Source organism: Sphingobacterium ginsenosidimutans (genome assembly GCF_039536865.1).
GTDB classification, from domain to species: domain Bacteria; phylum Bacteroidota; class Bacteroidia; order Sphingobacteriales; family Sphingobacteriaceae; genus Sphingobacterium; species Sphingobacterium detergens.
Map to the genome: position 1 here is coordinate 2016617 of NZ_BAAAZK010000002.1, position 17807 is coordinate 2034423.

Genomic DNA, 17807 nt, shown 5'->3' on the forward strand with positions numbered 1-17807 from the left:
TAATTTGATTAAAAATAACAATTGTTGTTGATTTTTAATCAAACCACCGCAAGGATTTTACAATTAAAAACAGCCCCATCCTTTTTACTTACAGCCAAGTATGGAATTTTTGAATAAACCAGTTCTTAACAAACTGTGTCAACAGGCAATAACCGATCAAAATACCTATTAGCCAAGGAAAATAAGACAATGGTAGCGCCTGTAATTTCAAAGCCTCAGCGAAAGGTGAAAATGGCAGCAGAATACCGATAACCATAACCAAGGAGGTCAATGCCACGACGGGAGCGGCAGCCCAGCTTTGTATAAAAGGTATCTTGCGTGTACGGATCATATGGATGATCAAAGTCTGTGAAAGCAGTCCTTCGACAAACCACCCCGATTGAAAAAGCGTCTGATGTTCGACCGTATTTGCTTTGAAGACAAAATACATCAATGCAAAAGTCGCAAAATCAAAGATAGAACTGATCGGACCAATAAAAAGCATAAACTTTGACACGCTCCCCGCATCCCATTTTTTCGGTTCCTGAATAAATTCTTCATCCATACTGTCCCAAGGAATAGAAACCTGTGAAATATCATATAACAAATTCTGTATCAGCAGGTGTACCGGCAACATCGGCAAAAAAGGCAGAAACGCGCTCGCGCCGAGCATACTGAACATATTTCCAAAATTACTGCTGGCTGTCATCTTAATATATTTAATGATGTTACCAAAAGTACGTCGACCATAGATCACACCCTTTCGAAGAACCATCAGATCTTTTTCCAATAGGATGATATCCGCACTTTCTTTGGTAATATCCACCGCCGTATCCACACTAATGCCTACATCAGCCTCTTTAATTGCGGCAGCATCATTAATACCATCGCCCATAAAACCAACGGTATGTCCCTTGGACCGCAAGGCTTTGACCACACGTACTTTTTGCAATGGACTTAATTTTGCAAAAACGGAAACGTCAACAATACATTGATCCAATTCTTGATCATTGATCTGATCCAGTTCGCTTCCATTAATAATACGTTGCACAGGGATCCCCACATCATGACAGATTTTACGTGTGACGATCTCATTATCTCCTGTCAGCACTTTTACAGCTACCCCCAATTTATGCAGGGCTTCAATCGCTGGTGCTGCAGAAGGTTTGGCCGGGTCCAAAAAACCAATAAAACCAGTCAACGTTAATTTGACTTCATCTGCAATGGCATAAGTCAATGGATGGGATCCCTCAAATTCCCGAATGGCAACCAACAATACGCGCAAACCTTCTTCATTCATCTTTTTGGATGTATTCAGCACGATTCTCCGCATAGTATCATCCATATATACAGTACGGTCATTTTCAATATGTAGGCTACGATCATCCCCAGGATCAAACGCATGGGTACATAATTCCAACATTTCCTCTACTGCCCCCTTACAGATCAGGAGATGTTTACCGTTATGCTTTTTGAGAATGACGGACATTCTTCGCCGTTGAAAATCAAAGGGTATCTCATCCACTTTCAGGTATTGATCTTCGACTTTTAGATAATCATGCAGTTCAACATGCTCCAGTACCGCCTTATCCATCAGATTTTTTAAGCCTGTCTGATGAAAACTATTGAGGTAAGCCCATTTGAGTACTTCGTCATCTTCTACACCATAGACATTGAGGTGCTTTTCCATCACGATCTTGTCCAAGGTCAGTGTACCTGTTTTATCTGTACAGAGAATATCCATCGCACCGATATTCTGAATGGAGTTCAAGCGTTTGACAATGACTTTACGTTTACTCATATTAACCGCTCCTTTGGCTAGATTTGCCGTCACAATCATCGGGAGCATCTCAGGTGTAAGCCCTACGGCCACAGCAATCGCAAATAACAACGCTTCGGTCCAATTCCCTTTCATCAAGCCATTGATCAAAAAGATCAATGGAACCATCACCAGCATAAAGCGAATAAGTAGAAAACTCACCTTGTTTATCCCTTTATCAAAACTTGTTTCTGGCCGTTCACCCGTAATGGATTTACTGATACTCCCGAAATAGGTATAGTTACCTGTGGTTACAATAATCGCTATAGCTGAACCACTGACAACATTGGTTCCCATAAAACAGATATTGCTAAGCTCAATGGCCTGCTTTTCTTTCGCATCTCGAATTGGCAAATAATTCTTCTCTACGGGAAGCGCCTCTCCTGTCAGCATACTTTCACTCACAAAAAGATCCTTACTCTGTATAATCCGGCAATCAGATGGAATCATATCGCCAGCAGAGAGATAAACAATATCCCCTGGTACGAGTTCAGCAATAGAGATCTCTCGTCGTCCTTTGAATTTTCGCAATACAGTAGCTGTGGTTTTCACCATGCCTTTGAGTTTTTCAGCGGCTGCATTACTTCTATACTCCTGTATAAAACGTAAGAGGGCGCTGATTAATACCATAATAGAAACCACAAGGACAGTCTTATAATCCCTATCGTCCGGTGATGCAAGCCAGACATCTAGAACGAAAGACACAACAGCAATGACCAGCAATATGTAAATAAAGGGATTAGCGAATGCCTTTATCAATTGAATATACCATTTGGGAGCCTTTTGATGTTGTATTTCATTCAGTCCAAATTTCTGGCGGCGCTCACTGGCCATATCATCTGTAATCCCACCATCACTACTTTCCAGCATAGCACAAGCCATTTTTTCATCCTGACTCGCAATTTCCTGCAATTTGGTGATCGTTCCCACATTCATACCATTTGAACTGATCATGCTATGCAATGGGTTTCTTATTTTGTTTCTAACGCTGATCATAACCCTAGTCTTTGTTTAATTTATATGCGATACAACTTACCGCCACAAGAAGTGGCACAACAGTTTTACAGATCGGCTTCAGTGCCGATAATTTCCCAGCTTATTTTGCTTACTTTTTCTTCCATTGTCAGTCGACTGGCTATCCGTTCAATCAGACTATCCTGTTGGCCAACAGCTTTGATAACAGCAGTAATTGCGGCCGCATTCGCCTCCACAGTATCATCGCTGGATAGTGATGTCAATAATACCTTCTCCTCATTGCCCAACATTTGGATCAACAGCACACGAATATGATTTTCGATAGCGATGCCGCATCGGATAGATACCAGATAGTCGGTTTGTGCCACTGCTGATTTACTAAATTTGATGAAACCCATCCGCTGGCCGATGGGACGGAAGATCAAATGTGTCAGAATAATGGCTGCAGCTACCAACGCTGCCTGTGGATACAAACCCAAACCCGATAATGCACCTACTGCAGCTGAGCACCAGATCGTAGCCGCAGTATTGAGACCATGCACATTCAATCCATCCTTCATAATCACTCCCGCACCGAGGAAACCAATCCCACTGACGACATAGGAAGCGATACGTCCTGTAGCATCACCACCTATTTCAATAGAAAGAAGTACAAAAGCAGCTGAACCTAGCGACACCAGTGTATTCGTACGAAGTCCAGCATTCTTCTGGCGCCACTGTCTTTCGGAACCAACTGCGGCACCCAAAAGTAATGCGGCCAATAATCGTAGTGCAAATTCAAAAATAACCATAGCTCATCCTCCTTTGCGTGCAAAGGTCAGCAATCGTTACCAGGATGACCGTTAGAGATCATATAGAAAATCATTAGAATTTTATTAGAAAAATAATAAGATTAAACATCTGAAAAACAATAATTTAAAAAGAAATAAAAAAATATTTCAAGCCTTATGTCCAATTTCTTTAACTTCAATCATTATTGTAGTGTAAAACAGTTACACTTAAAACAATAATAAAATGAAACAACGAATCAATTTTTTCGCAAAAGGCCAAAATGCTATGAAAGCTATGTTTGGATTGGGTGCTTATTTAGGTAAATGTGCAATCGAACAAGAGCTTTTGCATCTGATTTATTTTAGAGTATCACAGATCAACGGTTGTGCTTATTGCCTAGACATGCATTCAAAAGATTTGCTTGCTACTGGCGAAAATCCACAGCGCCTATTTTTATTGGACGCTTGGCGCGAGGCACCACTTTACAGTGCACGCGAACGTGCGGCCTTGGAATGGGCCGAAGCGGTAACAAAAATAACCAATGGTGATGTACCTGATGAGGTTTATGCCATTGCAAACCAAGAGTTTTCTGAAGAGGAACTGATCGATCTGACTTTGGCGGTAACAACAATCAATGCATACAACCGTTTTAATATTTCTTTCCGCACTGAAGCTGGCGGGTACAAAGTCGGTCAACATAAGGTGCAGACGGCATAATAACAAAAAACCAGGTAAATAAAATTATTTAACATATTAAACTATAAGCATGAAAGATTTCATCTTATTATTTAGGCAAGCAGGCAATGAGCAGCCTCTTTTGAATGACGAAGAAATTGCCAGAATAAACAAAAAATGGCAGGATTGGATCGGCGACATTGAAGCACAGGGAAAACTATCCGACCATGGTTCACGACTTGAAAAAGCCGGAAAGGTATTAAAACCCGGTGGAGTCATTACAGATGGCCCATTTGTAGAGATCAGAGAAAGTCTTGGTGGCTTTATTGTCATCGCAGCAGAAAACCTTGAGGAAGCGACAACATTGGCACATGGTTGTCCGATTTTAGAATCTAATGGTAGTGTTGAGATCAGGGCACTTTTAGTTTAAAAAAATTAAAGGGCGGTTGTGTAGTATACAACTGCCCTATTATGTATGATGGAATCTAATTTTCTAAAACAGCTTTTTCAACAGGAATTCACCAAGATTGTCGCTGTAATTTCAAAAGGTTTTGGTTTACAATATATTGAAATTGCGGAAGATATCGTCAGTGAAACATTTTTGCTGGCTACGGAATCGTGGCAGACAAAGGGCTTGCCTCCAAATCCAACGGCATGGCTTTACACGGTAGCCAAAAAGAAAACCTTAAGCTACTTTAGACGGAATAAGATTTTCGAAGACAAAGTAATCCCGGAAATACATCAAAAACAAATCGCAGTGGATCATAGCGATGAATTTAGCTTCACGCAGGAAAACATCAAAGATAGTCAGTTGAAGATGCTGTTTGCCATCTGTACACCTGCGATTGCTAGTGAGGCTCAGATCGGACTGGCACTACGGATTCTCTGTGGTTTTGGTATTGAAGAAATCGCCGAAGCCTTCCTCTCAAATAAAGAAACAATTAATAAGCGTTTATTCCGGGCAAAAGAAAAGCTCCGTACAGAAAAGATCCAGCTGGAGTTGCCATCCGAAAAGGAAATCGTCCAAAGGCTGGACAATGTGCTACATATTATCTACCTCTTATTCAATGAGGGTTATTATTCCAAAACGCAAAACCAGATTTTACGCAAAGATCTGTGTATAGAAGCCTTGCGTCTTGCGTTAATGCTATCCGCCTACGAGAAAACGAATGTTCCAAAAACACATGCACTCATTGCCTTAATCTGTTTTCATTCTTCACGTTTCGACGCCCGGCACAGTACCGATGGTGAATTTATCCTGTATGAGCAACAGAACGAGAAATTATGGAACCAAGAATTAATCAATCAAGGGATATATTTTTTGAATCAATCGGCCGACGGTGATCAGCTGACGTCTTATCATATCGAAGCAAAAATTGCACAATGCCATTGTACAAAAGCAGATACAGCAGAAAAATGGGGCGAAATCCTTCAGCTTTACGACCGATTGCTACTGGTCAATTATTCACCGGGCGCAGTACTCAACAGAACATTTGCTTTATATAAGGCAAAAGGAGCAAAAATGGCATTAGTTGAAGCAAAAAAACTGAATCTATCAGACAATCACTTTTATTTTGCACTCTTAGGAGAACTCTATAAGGATATAGATAGACAGAAAGCAATCGCGAACTTTCAGCGTGCGCAAGCATTGGCAAAAAACGCCCAAGAGCAGGAGACTATCCAACGCAAGATCGATATGCTGTAAAGTTCGCGAGCCGTTATACAGTGTTAATGCATGTACTCTTCCAATTACGGGCTTTTAGTGTATCCCCGATTCTTTTTTTGAGTGCTGCCAATAACTCATAAATAATTCGTAGAGTTCGGCAGGTTCGATGCCTATCACAGAAGCAGAATACATGATATTTAATTCTTGTGTAGCTTCATAATAAGCCATTTTCCATAACATCGATGGAAGCCGGTCTTTATAATTGGAAGCATTGCTCAAAGTGACAATCACCAAAGTATCACCACCTACTTTTTGCAAATTAATGGCTGTGACATCTTCCCAATTTCCTATCCCAAATGCCTTTGCCAATGGGGTTGTTTTTCCCGAAAAATGGTTTTTATTCAATACAATCTGAGCAGACTTGTCCCGAAGGCTTAATAAACTGCTCAACAACAGAATCAGCATCACCAATAATGCAGCACCCGAAAATACGGCAGGTTTAACTTTTAATTCACCATCAAAGAGTCCAATACAGTACAAAAAGGTCAACAAAAGAATGACACAAATCCCGCCTGACATAGCGAGAAGCTTAACGGTTTTGCTGCTATTTCTATATAAGTTAGTTTCCTGATTCATCTTAGTTACCCCAGTTCACATTAAGGTTATGTTTTTCGGCATACGATTTTCCTAAAACATATACTTCATCAAATACTTTGTCGATCTCAGGCATAGCATCTTTTTGAATCTTTTCAAGCAATGCCTGCTTTTCCTCAGCAGATCCCTTGGTATCACAAAGTTTGGCATAGGCCGTATACTCATTTTTATAAACCGGAAGTACCTTCTCAAATAAGGTGATAGACTTTTCTTTTAAGGCTTTTGCATCATCATCTGAAACATGAAGTTCATTGATGTCTTTCAATGCTTTCTCTACAGTTTGAATTTTAAATTCCACTGTTTTTTGAGCCTCATTCCCTTCTTTCTTACTGGAGGGGGTATTTGGAAATTCGACAGTTTCCTGTTCAAGACGTTTACCAAAACGCTCGGGAGCAAAGTCAGCGACAAGGTTTGTATTTAGAACAACTTTTCCGAAAAAATTTTCCGGACTTGGGGATTGGCAAGCCGTGAAGAATAAACTTGCCGACATGAAAATAATAAATAGTAAGTGCTTCATATAAATTTTATTTTGTTCCAAAGTACCTAATATTACTTAAACCCACAACCCCGTTGGTGACCCGCTCCTTCATCCGGAATAGTCAGCAAATCGTTATATTGAATGAAACACCTCACGATCTTTTATATTTTACTTGCCCAACACGCTAATTTTTAATATTTTAGTAAATACAAAAACAACAGATTAAAAACCGCTAATTATGGGCTTTGATATTAGTTACCACCCTATTTCTGAAGAACAGATTAATACCTGGTATTTTGAAGTGATTGCAAATCCAGAAAAAATAGAGGCGCTAGCATCCGATCACCAAATTGACGACTTCTATAAAACCAAATATCAGGACACAATAAACGCAGGTCGGGAAACAGATCAAAATGATTATTTTGACAAAACGCATGGTTTCTTTATCGCTGTTGTTCAAGGATTTTTTGAAACCTACTTTTACGTCCGCGGCGGTGCATTGTCCTTTTCAGAGAACAAACAGTTAGATTCCTACTATAAAAAATGGGAAGAATTTATCCCAATTGGATCCCTCACAAAAAAGGTACAAAACAGGCTTGTTGAAAATTATTGCTCGGGTGTATTTATTTCTGCGGATCAGGTCGTACGTTTATTGGACGATTATCACCATAATCTGGAGATTAAATCGGAATTGGATCAACTATTTTCAGATGGGCGCATCAACATTTTCCTAAAGGCTTTGAATTTTGCCAAAGAGCGCGGATTGGGTCTCTTGGAGGCCACAGAAGTTGTAGAACCTCAGCCCCTTGATTTGAATGAATCTAAAAGCTATTCCAACCTCTTTAACTGTGATAAAGAAGGTCCACTGCTCTATCAAACCACAGCATTCGAACAGATCAAAAACATCGAACAACGCAACGGTCTCCCTGAAAATGAGATCCTACATAATGTCAAAGTCGAAAAAGTTCATGTAGAACCCGCAAGTACAACGACTGATACAGAGAAAACCAATGAGGTTATCCAAAAGAAAGGCTTCTGGAAGCGATTATTTGGTTAACATAAACACAGCAGAGACAATGGTCACACCCCCTTTCATACTTTCACCTGATAATGAAATTGTCAGTTCGAGAATAGTAGATGCAGCAATAGACCTCGTCTTTGAGGCATGTGCTAATCCCTCTCATTTAGAAAATTGGTGGGGGCCAGCTGGTTTTACCAATACATTCGAAGAATTTGACTTTAGACCCGGAGGACGATGGAAGTTTATCATGCATGGTCCAGATAAAGGTAATTACCAAAATGAATGCATTTTTTCCGAAATAATTTACCCCAAATTAATTACCTGGGATAGACTGTCCAAACCGCTTTTCCGAATGGAGCTATCGCTGACTGATATTGCTCCCGGTAAAACAAAATTCGGTTTTCGAATGATATTCAATACTACTGAAGAATGCAACAAAATCAAAAGCTTTGTCATCGATAAAAATGAAGAAAACTTTGATCGCCTTGAACATGAATTAGAAACAATGATTTGATTACATTCGCCTAATAATTTTATTTGCTATCATGTACATTATATTTTTCCTTGTTGTTGCTTTATTTGCCGGATTGATCTATCTACTGCGCTCTGCAATTAAAAGACAGAATAAAAAGATATCCTTTGTTGAATATGCTGTTATTATTGGCTACATCCTGTCCTTAGCGATCTCTGGAGTTGGTCTATTAACCCATTCCAGTCAATATCATGAGGCTGTTGATCCTGTTGACGGTGCTTGTTACTTACCTTTTGGCGGAAAACATGCCTTATCATTGTTTATCTATTTTGTTGCTTTCAATGTCGCTGTGATGGCTATTTGGATAAAAGGCCGGAAAATACCACCTATTCCTCTTGTCCTCGCCCTCATTATTTTGATGATCGGATCAATAATCAGTATCTTTGTATTGACTCAGGTAAGTTATCACGATACATCTACCCTAAGTATCTATGTTGGTAATGAAGGAACATTTTACTTTATTTTCACGCCTCTTTTCTGTTTCTGTTTTGGCATAGGCTTTATCTGGAAGATCATCCGCCAGGAGAGAGAGACATCCTTGCACAGAACTTATCGCAATCCCATACTGAACAAGATCAATATATTGCTCTCATCCAAATTAGATTATCCGCTATGGGCGCTTATCCTGCTCGTTCCTGTCTTTCTCCTGGTGACCGCAATTCTTATTCTATTTGGTCAAGATAGCGATTCAATGGCCAAGGTATTCACGGAGACCACGACCTGGGCTTTCTCTCAAAAAATGCACCCTCCTATTTTAGATCACCGTGGACATTACCTTTGTACAGTGGCTGCCAAAGGGGATCCAACAGTTGTGAAGCCACTACGCTTAGGTAAGCGACATGGAAATACGATCATTGTTAACCGTCAACTATTGGTAGCTAATGCTTTTGAAGAAATTTTAAGTGATCTATCTCCAGTCCTTCATCGTTATGTACGTTCTTTTTACGACAGATACGGATATAATATCTCCACCAGAATCAACTCGGTCAGGGCATCAAATCTGACCTACATGATGATGAAACCACTGGAGTATATATTTCTTTTCTTTTTATATACGTTATATATAGAACCAGAGAAGAAAATCGCCAAACAATACGCTTAATCATTTTCGATTATTACACAATAATATCCTTCAAACAGACAATGCTGGGCTGTATTGGAAGGGTATGACATTTTTTTAATATGGATCAGACAAATTATTTTATTGTCCTCACCGGGGGACCCGGTGTAGGCAAAACCACACTACTTAACGAACTACAAAAACAGGGGTATAGAACTGTACCGGAAGATGCACGTAGAATCATTAAAGAACAATTGGATAGTAATGGTGATGGTTTACCCTGGAAAAACAGACAATACTATGCGACATTGATGTTGGCTGCGTCCACGAACAGTTTCCTTCATGAATTACAAGAAAGCGCTACAGATCCAGGCTATGTCTTTTTTGACCGTGGTATTCCTGATACACTGGCCTATATCGAAATGGAAAATCTAATTATCGAAGAATCCCTGCTTGCCGAAGCCAAAGCACACCGCTATTATAAAAAGATATTTATCCTCCCCCCTTGGCAGGAAATTTATGAAACCGATAATGAGCGAAAACAAACATGGGAAGAGGCCGAAGCCACATTCAATCAGATGAAAAGTGTATATGAGCGGCTTGGATATGAGGTCGTAGAAATACCTAAAACAACGGTCGAACAACGTTATCAATTTATACTTGAAGTGCTCAGATCAGCAGATCATTGATCTTTCATTAACTTTTAGTCATTTCTATAAATCGGTGTTAAAAATTGATATTGCAGTCCCAGGCGAAATACATTCAAGCGTGCCGGCCCTGGGTTAGCTCCAATTAACCCATCGAGATAATCCTTTAAACCCCACGAATAACCTGCAAAAATCGTATAACGATCATAATTGACATTAAACTGTAGTCGCGGGCGGATATCCACATCAATTGCTTTTCCTCTATCATGTGTAAAGCTTGTTTTATTGCCATTCTTGTCTTCTATACTTCCATTTTCCTTGATGCTCAACACCTTGGCAACATCAACACCAAATTGCATATCCATTGTCATCGGTTCAAAATAAACGCGATAACCAACAAAGGGATTAAAATTCAGGAATTGTTGATTGAGTTTGGTCAGCCCACGATTACCATTGGCAAATTCGCTCCCTTCCAGGTCAACTTTAGTTTGTAGACGTTCAAAAGCTCCCTCTACGCCTAAAAGAAAATTATTCGCAAAAACATAGCGATAGTTGACTGCACCACCCAAATTGATCCCGTACTTTTTACCATAAGGACTATTGGTATAATAGTCCTGCTGACTCGAACCATTGAGATTGCTCTGCGCGGTGCTTCCAGATCCCGTAAAATTGGAAACACCCGAAGTGATACCAACACGAAGTTCATGGGACTGTGAAAAAGCTGCAAATGGAACTGTACTAGCTATACATGCAATAAATAAAAATCTCTTCATCATAAAAAAAGTAAAAACAAACTAAAATTAAGAAAATTTATGCGATTGAACTTACATTAGCATTTAATTTTTCGAAGAGATATTTTTCATTCCATCGCGTAACAGATAACTATGGGTATAAGCGGGTAAATAAAAAGCCATTTTTTAGATCTTTTCCATATTTATTGAACTACATCAATGGAATTGAATCAATTCGACTTTAATTTTGTTTTACAAGAAGCAAAAGAGAAAATCGTATGAAATATATTCTAGAGAATCCCGTAAGCGGTCATATCGGCCAACAAAAATATAAAACAACCATCTTATGGCGAAATGGTGAACTTATTACGGACGAACCTGAGAAACTTGGTGGAAAAGATCTCGGTCCTGATCCGTATACCCTATTGATCTCTTCCCTCGTTTCCTGTACATTGGCAACCTTACGTATGTATATTGACAAAAAGGAACTTAACATCGATGAGATTCAGGTATCAGCAAATATGTATCTACGAATTGAAAAAGAACAAGTGGTTACTTATTTTGACCGTGAAATTTCATTCGGACAGGCTGTTGAAGAAAACACTGTATTGCGTCTTCAGCAAATTGCCGACGAATGTCCGATTTCTAAGATACTAAAGGGCAACGCCATCGTCAATACAACTATGAAAACCAACCCTTAGATGAAAAATTTGGTCATTATCGTATTTGGAAAAAACGAAGAAATTCTCCAAACGTTAAAGCGGATTATAGAAAGCAATCAGGGATGGCAGGCCATCATTCAACAGGATCTTTCAACCTGTAAGAATTACCTCTCAGAATATCCTTGTGATATCCTGTTGTTGAGCTCTGGTCTATCGACTCAGGAAGAGGCTGAAATCACAGATTATATAGCGCATTTAAACCATTCTATAGGTTTAATAAAACATTATGGCGGTGGAAGCGGGCTTTTGAAAAATGAAATTTATAGCTTATTTCCTGATTTGATTCCCGATAAATAAGCGAGAGACTTTCAAGATATATCCTAAAATTTCTCAAAGACAAATAATCTCCATCATCAGGCATATTTGCCAATTTTCTGAAAGCTATAAATTTCGATTACAAGGCTTTTATTAAACTAGTTCAATGAAAATTAATCCTTGGTAGATTAATTTTGAATACATCAATACGAAGATCATGAATAGACAAAATTTTATAAAAAAGGGGCTCTTAGGTTCCGGCATATTCGCTGCAAGCGCTGCTTCAGCACGTATTATGAAGAATGACATTGACGAAATAGAACCTTTGGAAGCACTAGATGCCAATGCTGTCCATTACGATTCAGATCAATTGGAAAGTCATAGTGTACTTCATAAAGCAACGAGCCGAGGTCATGCAAATCATGGTTGGTTGCAGAGTAATCATACCTTTAGCTTTGCTAATTACCATAATCCCGAACGCATGCATTTTGGTGTACTCCGTGTGTTGAATGATGATATCGTTGCCGCAGGCAGAGGGTTCGGATTACATCCGCACGATAATATGGAAATTATCAGTATTCCTTTAGAAGGGGACCTGGAGCATGAAGATAGTATGGGGAATCAAGCCATTATTCGAAAAGGAGATATCCAAGTCATGAGTGCAGGAACGGGCATCATGCATAGTGAATACAATAAAAATAACGATCAGGCTGTCAAATTTTTACAGATCTGGGTCTATCCGAATCAACGCAATGTAGCACCTCGGTACGACCAGATTACATTGGATAGATCGCAAAGACACAACAAGTTGCAACAGATACTTTCACCAGATCCGTCCGACGAAGGGGTATGGATACATCAGGATGCCTGGTTTCATATGGGACATTTCGACAATGGTATCAGCACAAATTATAGTATTAAACAAGCTGGAAATGGTGTTTATATATTCGTCATCAGCGGAAGTATCAATGTTGAAGGACAAGAATTGGAAACAAGAGATGGCTTTGGAATCTGGGATGTTTCAGAAATTAAACTTACCGCGACCTCAGCAGATACCGAAATCCTTTTGATGGATCTCAACATGATATTAAACTAACGAAACATCGTCTTAAAGCTACTATTCCCATTGATAATCAAGACATCGAATAGCTTCATAGCTTCCATTGTCGAACAAGTTCAGGATAATGACCAGCAAAATTACAGTTTCACTGTTCGCATGATTTTACAAAAAACGAGGGTATCCAAAACAGCTATTGGATACCCTCGTTTTTGTTTGATTCTATTTCTATCCCCTATCGTCTCTTTTCAAAGATTCAATGTTCAGGGGGTTGCCTTTACTTTCTAAAAGCTTATCGAATTGAGTTTTTTATCAACTAAAATACCATCTATAGCTTTTAAATTGAAATTAACGTTACGTTTGGCTTTCAGCTTAATCTTAAACAGAATTTCAGAACCATTCAGTGTTTCCCTATTGCCCAAATTCACAAAAGTAGGATACAATGCTTTACTACCGTTTGTATGCAGACGGTCATTGGTGTAATTACTCATCTCTTTCAGCTGTAATGGATCTATTCCCACAAACTCAAAATCTCCTTGATTATAAGGCAACGCAAAGCTAAGTGCGTTGACCGCTTTAAGGTTTTCACCACTGACTGCTATTTCAACGATATCACCAGACTTCAAGGTAGTCTTGGAGGCTGTCAATTTCAGCTTACCAGCAACTTTCTCCTCTTTGGTTGGTTTCGCTCCACCTTCGATCATCACAGCAACATTTGAGATATCATAGGCATCAATCAGATTATTTTTATTGACGTCACCATTACTCACATAACCTTCAAAATCTCCATCACCCATTCTTAATCCAGTATAATTGATATAAGAAGTCAAATCATTTTGGTCGATCAGACGGTCATTATTGATATCTCCCGGTAGATAGCTAGTGGATCCTGGCACCTTAAAGACATAGAGTTCCCGGCCTGAACCAAAACCTCCGACAGCTTCTGTAACCGAAATCTTAATGAAACGAGCGACAGGATGTTGGCTAAAATTAAATTGCTTCATTTCACCATCACGCTTCCAATCAAAGCTTCCAGCCTCAGACCAGGTGTCTTTGTCATTGCTATAAAACACTTTACCTTTTAAAATGATTCCGTTGCCACCATCCGTGCGAGGAAGATACGCAAACTTATCCAATTGATTGACCGATTTCAGATCTAGTGTCATGTCAAACGGAACAGCAGTTTGCCCCCATTTGGTATGCCACATGTCCCCTTCATCATAGTTAAACAACTTATTGATGCCATTGCCACCTTGATTGTCCACCGAGGTCTCTGCTTTAATACCTTCGATCGCAAATTCTAACGGATTAGCTTTTGTTTTTGCGGTGAATGTACTCCAATCGGAAGCACCGGCTTTATTGACGGCCCTAATTTTAAAGGCATAATCCGTCTCAGCGTCTAAACCTTCAAAGAGCAATTGATTGTCTTTAATGGTCGAGTAGATCAGATCATTGAAAGCGATCTCATAATAGTCCGCATTGGCAACCTTCTCCCAAGTTGGTGTTATCGTATAAGCTTGTGTATTACTTTCCGTTACTTTGGCTGTCGGAGCGGTCAGTACAGCTGTCTGTGATAAGTACTTATCAGCTGGCGTAAATTGGAAACCATCCACCTGTATTTCAATTGCAGTCGATGACACATCCTGTTTACCAATACGCACCAATACCATCGGATTTTTAATCAAGGCAACTTTCTCAAATTCTGATCCCTTTGTCGCAAATTGATTCAGATTAGGCTGTGCATCATAGAAATAGGCATTTTCTAATCCATTAAACTCGGCTAGTGAATGAGCCTCTTGAAGTTTTACACCTTTTTTGTTCACTTTGGCTGTTACCTTCTTTGGTGTCGCAGTCACATTAAAACGAACTTCAGTCGATTTCGCCTTCTCAAAGCCCTCGAATTCACCTTGTGATGGCGCTATTGTGAACAACACTTTATTATCTTTCTGTAGAGAATAAATCTTTGTGTTCACTCCTTTTCCGTAACGATAGGCCTCAGTTTTCCCATCATCATCATATTCCATAAATTCGGAATTCCCAGATGGATAAACCTCGTAAATACGTTGATCCTTCTTGATTTCATATACATTGTTGTTAGGATTAGTGACCGGTATGATGGCACCATTTTTAACAAACACAGGGAGCTTCCAGATTGGCACGTCAAAATTATTGATAATACGCCCGCCTTTATATTTCTCACCTGTAAAATAATCGATCCACTCTCCATCTGGCAAGTAAATACCATTACGAATATCATTGCCCTTCTCATCTACACGTGTTTCCTGATAGATCGGTGCAACCAAAAAATTCGGTCCATACAGATATTGGTACTGCGTTGCTTTACCAAGCGTATACTGATTTGCTTGCTCCAAAAACATCGCACGGATGATTGGCAAACCATCGACAGCCTGTTTAGCAATACTGTAGCTATAAGGAACCAATTGTGATTTCAACTTGAGGTAGAGGCGGTTAATGGAAGTCGCGGGTTCACCCAGCGCATGAGGATACTTTTCGTTGGATCCCCAACCGTCCATATTCAGTTCCATTGGTGTCCATGTTTTCCACTGAAAGTCTCTAATGTTGACTTTGAAATTTTTACCTCCAAAAATACCATCCATATCGGAAGTGATATTTGGCTGTCCGGACAGTCCAGAACCGATATAGGTTGGAATATGAAATCGAATATATTCCCATACACCACCTGTTTGATCCCCAGACCAAATACCGGCATAACGTTGCGTCCCAGCCCAACCGTCTAATGAGATAATAAATGGCCGTGCATCGTTACCATAATAAGGCATCGTATGACCCACGTCAGCAACGCCATTCAAACCAAAGGAATAGCCTGGGCCTACCCAAGCAACATCTGTCTTCAATACCCGCACACCGGCATCGCGTACTTCCTTAACGATATCTCTTTGCAATAATGCACTGATACTATCTTTGGGGTGTAAATCAGACTGTGTCCACAAACCGATTTCCACTCCATTTTTACGTGCATAATTACCAAATTCTTTTAGATTATTAATATTACCATCCAATGTTTCGGTTTGACCATATCCAGCACCATAACCATCATTGGGTAGAATCCACCCCAAAGGCATATCATGCGCTTTATAACGATCGATTACCGCACGGGCTGAAAATTGGTAATTACCTTTTTCACCATTTAATGATTCTTTCGTACCACCATTGTCTTTTTGGCTTTCTTTATAACGTTTACCATCTTCAAATAGAATCCCTTTTTCATCCTCTTTCCAAAAATCCCGATTATATGCATTTAGGTGACCTTCATATAGGCCAAATTTTGGAAGAAGAATAGGATTACCCGTTAACTGGTAGAAATCATTCAATAGCGGTACAGTACCGTCATTGATCATAAAAAAGACATCGAGGTAATCTGTATCATGAGTGAGTTTAACTGTTCCTTTTGGTTTTGTACCAAATGCATAATTCCCCTTTTTAAAGGTATGCCACATAAACCCATAACCATTGGTTGACCAAAAATAGGGTGTGGGTGATGCGACTCCGCCATCCGTCCAGCTATTTTGGTTTTCTATTGCGATCGCTTTACCTTTATGGGAAAACCGTCCATTCTGAACGCCCCCGCCGAAGAAGTACTCATCCTTGTTTTCCTTTAGTTCTAAGCTCACTTGCTTAGATTCGAAAGCGATAGGTTTTAAACTCTCTACGACGACTTTGTTCGTATTACGATTTAGGATACTAAACTGTGATGTCTGCTTATCTATGGAGAATATGATGTCTTTGGTCGTTATTATCGCCTTACTACCATCGTCCTTTACTTCCAAGTTATCCACTGCTTTTCGTGGCTCTTCGACAAGGATCTTCGCGTCAGGTTTTGCTTCCGGATCGCGAATAATCCCACCGTGTATATCTTGGAACATCCTGAAAATATGATTTCCATAGAAATCCAATGTCAGTCTTTGGTTGTTGTCATATACAATCTCTACTGTTGTTGGGTTAATTTTCTGCACAGCAATAATTTTGCTAACAGTAGAGCGCTGTTCTATCTGATAATAAGCGACTGTGCTAGCCATGGCACTGACTCTATTCGTTTGAAAAATAAACGGAGAAGCCAATCCAACTAACAAACTAACTTGCGCTTTTGTACTCCAAAAAGATATCTTCATGTATATAATTTATAATATTGAATAGCACAATTGCTTTTCCATCTTTGGGATAGGCATCAATATGCTGTTAAATTAACATAACAATAATACAATAGTAAATCCAAGTAAAAAAGAGCTTCAGGAATGCAAACGATTGTCCAATAATAATGTTGCAGGAGTAAAGTGATTTTAGCGGGACTTCTACTGCAAGCCCAATGTATCGTTTTCTGGAGAGTACATAAACGCAGTCATAACACAACACCTTAGATCAGGCCCATATAAATCTGTACCGGATAGTACGGTTGCGGAGCCCTATCCCTCTGTGACATTGGGGAGCAGAGGCATCATTCTTCTGGAATTTTTGTCTTGGCGGGGCCAGTAATCGCTGGGAAACATATTAACAAGGTAGTAGCGCATTACCTCAGAGCAATACCATACAGATCTGTACGGATAGTACCGTTGTAGAGCCTTATCCCTTAGTAGTTTTTGGGAGTGTATTCCAGTGTGGCTTTTGGGCCAGAGCCATACAGCTTTTTACCAGATAATAGGGTTGCGGAACATATGTGCCTCTTTTCCGAGCGTCACCCAGTGGGCTTTATCCCGGCCCCATTGTCCTTTGGAACCTTCTGAAAAGT

At 39.7% G+C, this 17807-nt stretch carries 16 protein-coding genes; 10 read left to right on the top strand and 6 right to left on the bottom strand.

The annotated features are described in order from the left end of the window. Positions 1-88 precede the first annotated feature (88 nt). Both mgtA and ABFX33_RS08330 read right to left on the bottom strand, forming a co-directional pair. A complete protein-coding gene (gene mgtA, locus ABFX33_RS08325; protein WP_346085441.1) occupies positions 89-2794 on the bottom strand; it encodes a magnesium-translocating P-type ATPase in 2706 nt (901 codons plus the stop codon). A 65-nt stretch (positions 2795-2859) separates the two neighbouring features. Continuing rightward, entirely contained in the window at positions 2860-3564 is a 705-nt protein-coding gene (locus ABFX33_RS08330; protein ID WP_120259138.1) for an MgtC/SapB family protein, read from the bottom strand. 223 nt (positions 3565-3787) lie between these two features. Here ABFX33_RS08330 and ABFX33_RS08335 point away from each other — a divergent pair, with 223 nt between their 5' ends. The 3 genes from ABFX33_RS08335 to ABFX33_RS08345 are packed head-to-tail and all read left to right on the top strand — an operon-like array spanning position 3788 to position 5924. Continuing rightward, entirely contained in the window at positions 3788-4261 is a 474-nt protein-coding gene (locus tag ABFX33_RS08335; RefSeq protein WP_120259139.1) for a carboxymuconolactone decarboxylase family protein, read from the top strand. Between the two features lie 49 nt (positions 4262-4310). Then, entirely contained in the window at positions 4311-4649 is a 339-nt protein-coding gene (locus tag ABFX33_RS08340; protein WP_346085443.1) for a YciI family protein, read from the top strand. 45 nt (positions 4650-4694) lie between these two features. After that, positions 4695-5924: an RNA polymerase sigma factor gene (locus ABFX33_RS08345; RefSeq protein WP_346085445.1), complete on the top strand. Its 1230-nt coding sequence runs from the start codon at positions 4695-4697 to the stop codon at positions 5922-5924. A 54-nt stretch (positions 5925-5978) separates the two neighbouring features. Here ABFX33_RS08345 and ABFX33_RS08350 read toward each other — a convergent pair whose 3' ends face one another. Continuing rightward, positions 5979-6521: a hypothetical protein gene (locus ABFX33_RS08350; RefSeq protein ID WP_346085446.1), complete on the bottom strand. Its 543-nt coding sequence runs from the start codon at positions 6519-6521 to the stop codon at positions 5979-5981. Between the two features lies 1 nt (position 6522). Beyond that, positions 6523-7056 (bottom strand): hypothetical protein, encoded by a 534-nt coding sequence (locus ABFX33_RS08355; RefSeq protein WP_147420395.1) that lies wholly within the window; start codon positions 7054-7056, stop codon positions 6523-6525. Positions 7057-7255: 199 nt separating this feature from the next. Here ABFX33_RS08355 and ABFX33_RS08360 point away from each other — a divergent pair, with 199 nt between their 5' ends. From ABFX33_RS08360 to ABFX33_RS08375, 4 genes are all read left to right on the top strand, one after another. After that, positions 7256-8074 carry a hypothetical protein gene (locus tag ABFX33_RS08360; protein ID WP_346085449.1) on the top strand — a complete coding sequence of 273 codons (819 nt, stop codon included), beginning with the start codon at positions 7256-7258 and terminating at the stop codon, positions 8072-8074. Between the two features lie 19 nt (positions 8075-8093). Further along, a complete protein-coding gene (locus ABFX33_RS08365; RefSeq protein WP_346085451.1) occupies positions 8094-8552 on the top strand; it encodes an SRPBCC family protein in 459 nt (152 codons plus the stop codon). A 28-nt stretch (positions 8553-8580) separates the two neighbouring features. After that, positions 8581-9672 carry a DUF6688 domain-containing protein gene (locus ABFX33_RS08370; protein ID WP_487047293.1) on the top strand — a complete coding sequence of 364 codons (1092 nt, stop codon included), beginning with the start codon at positions 8581-8583 and terminating at the stop codon, positions 9670-9672. Between the two features lie 80 nt (positions 9673-9752). Beyond that, a complete protein-coding gene (locus ABFX33_RS08375) occupies positions 9753-10319 on the top strand; it encodes an AAA family ATPase (protein WP_346085454.1) in 567 nt (188 codons plus the stop codon). 14 nt (positions 10320-10333) lie between these two features. On the opposite strand, the gene ABFX33_RS08380 is transcribed toward ABFX33_RS08375, so the two are convergent. Continuing rightward, positions 10334-11053 (bottom strand): hypothetical protein, encoded by a 720-nt coding sequence (locus ABFX33_RS08380; RefSeq protein ID WP_346085455.1) that lies wholly within the window; start codon positions 11051-11053, stop codon positions 10334-10336. Positions 11054-11286: 233 nt separating this feature from the next. On the opposite strand from ABFX33_RS08380, the gene ABFX33_RS08385 reads away from it, so the two are divergent. The 3 genes from ABFX33_RS08385 (at position 11287) to ABFX33_RS08395 (ending at position 13081) form a co-directional block, all read left to right on the top strand. Next, on the top strand, positions 11287-11709 hold the full coding sequence (locus tag ABFX33_RS08385) for an OsmC family protein (RefSeq protein ID WP_346085457.1): 423 nt from the start codon (positions 11287-11289) through the stop codon (positions 11707-11709). Beyond that, positions 11710-12027: a hypothetical protein gene (locus ABFX33_RS08390; RefSeq protein ID WP_257087804.1), complete on the top strand. Its 318-nt coding sequence runs from the start codon at positions 11710-11712 to the stop codon at positions 12025-12027. 175 nt (positions 12028-12202) lie between these two features. Then, positions 12203-13081, top strand: coding sequence for a pirin family protein (locus tag ABFX33_RS08395; protein WP_346085458.1), 879 nt, complete (start codon positions 12203-12205; stop codon positions 13079-13081). A gap of 245 nt (positions 13082-13326) precedes the next feature. On the opposite strand, the gene ABFX33_RS08400 is transcribed toward ABFX33_RS08395, so the two are convergent. Then, complete coding sequence (locus ABFX33_RS08400) at positions 13327-17193, bottom strand: TIM-barrel domain-containing protein (RefSeq protein ID WP_346085460.1); 3867 nt, start codon at positions 17191-17193, stop codon at positions 13327-13329. Positions 17194-17807 lie beyond the last annotated feature (614 nt).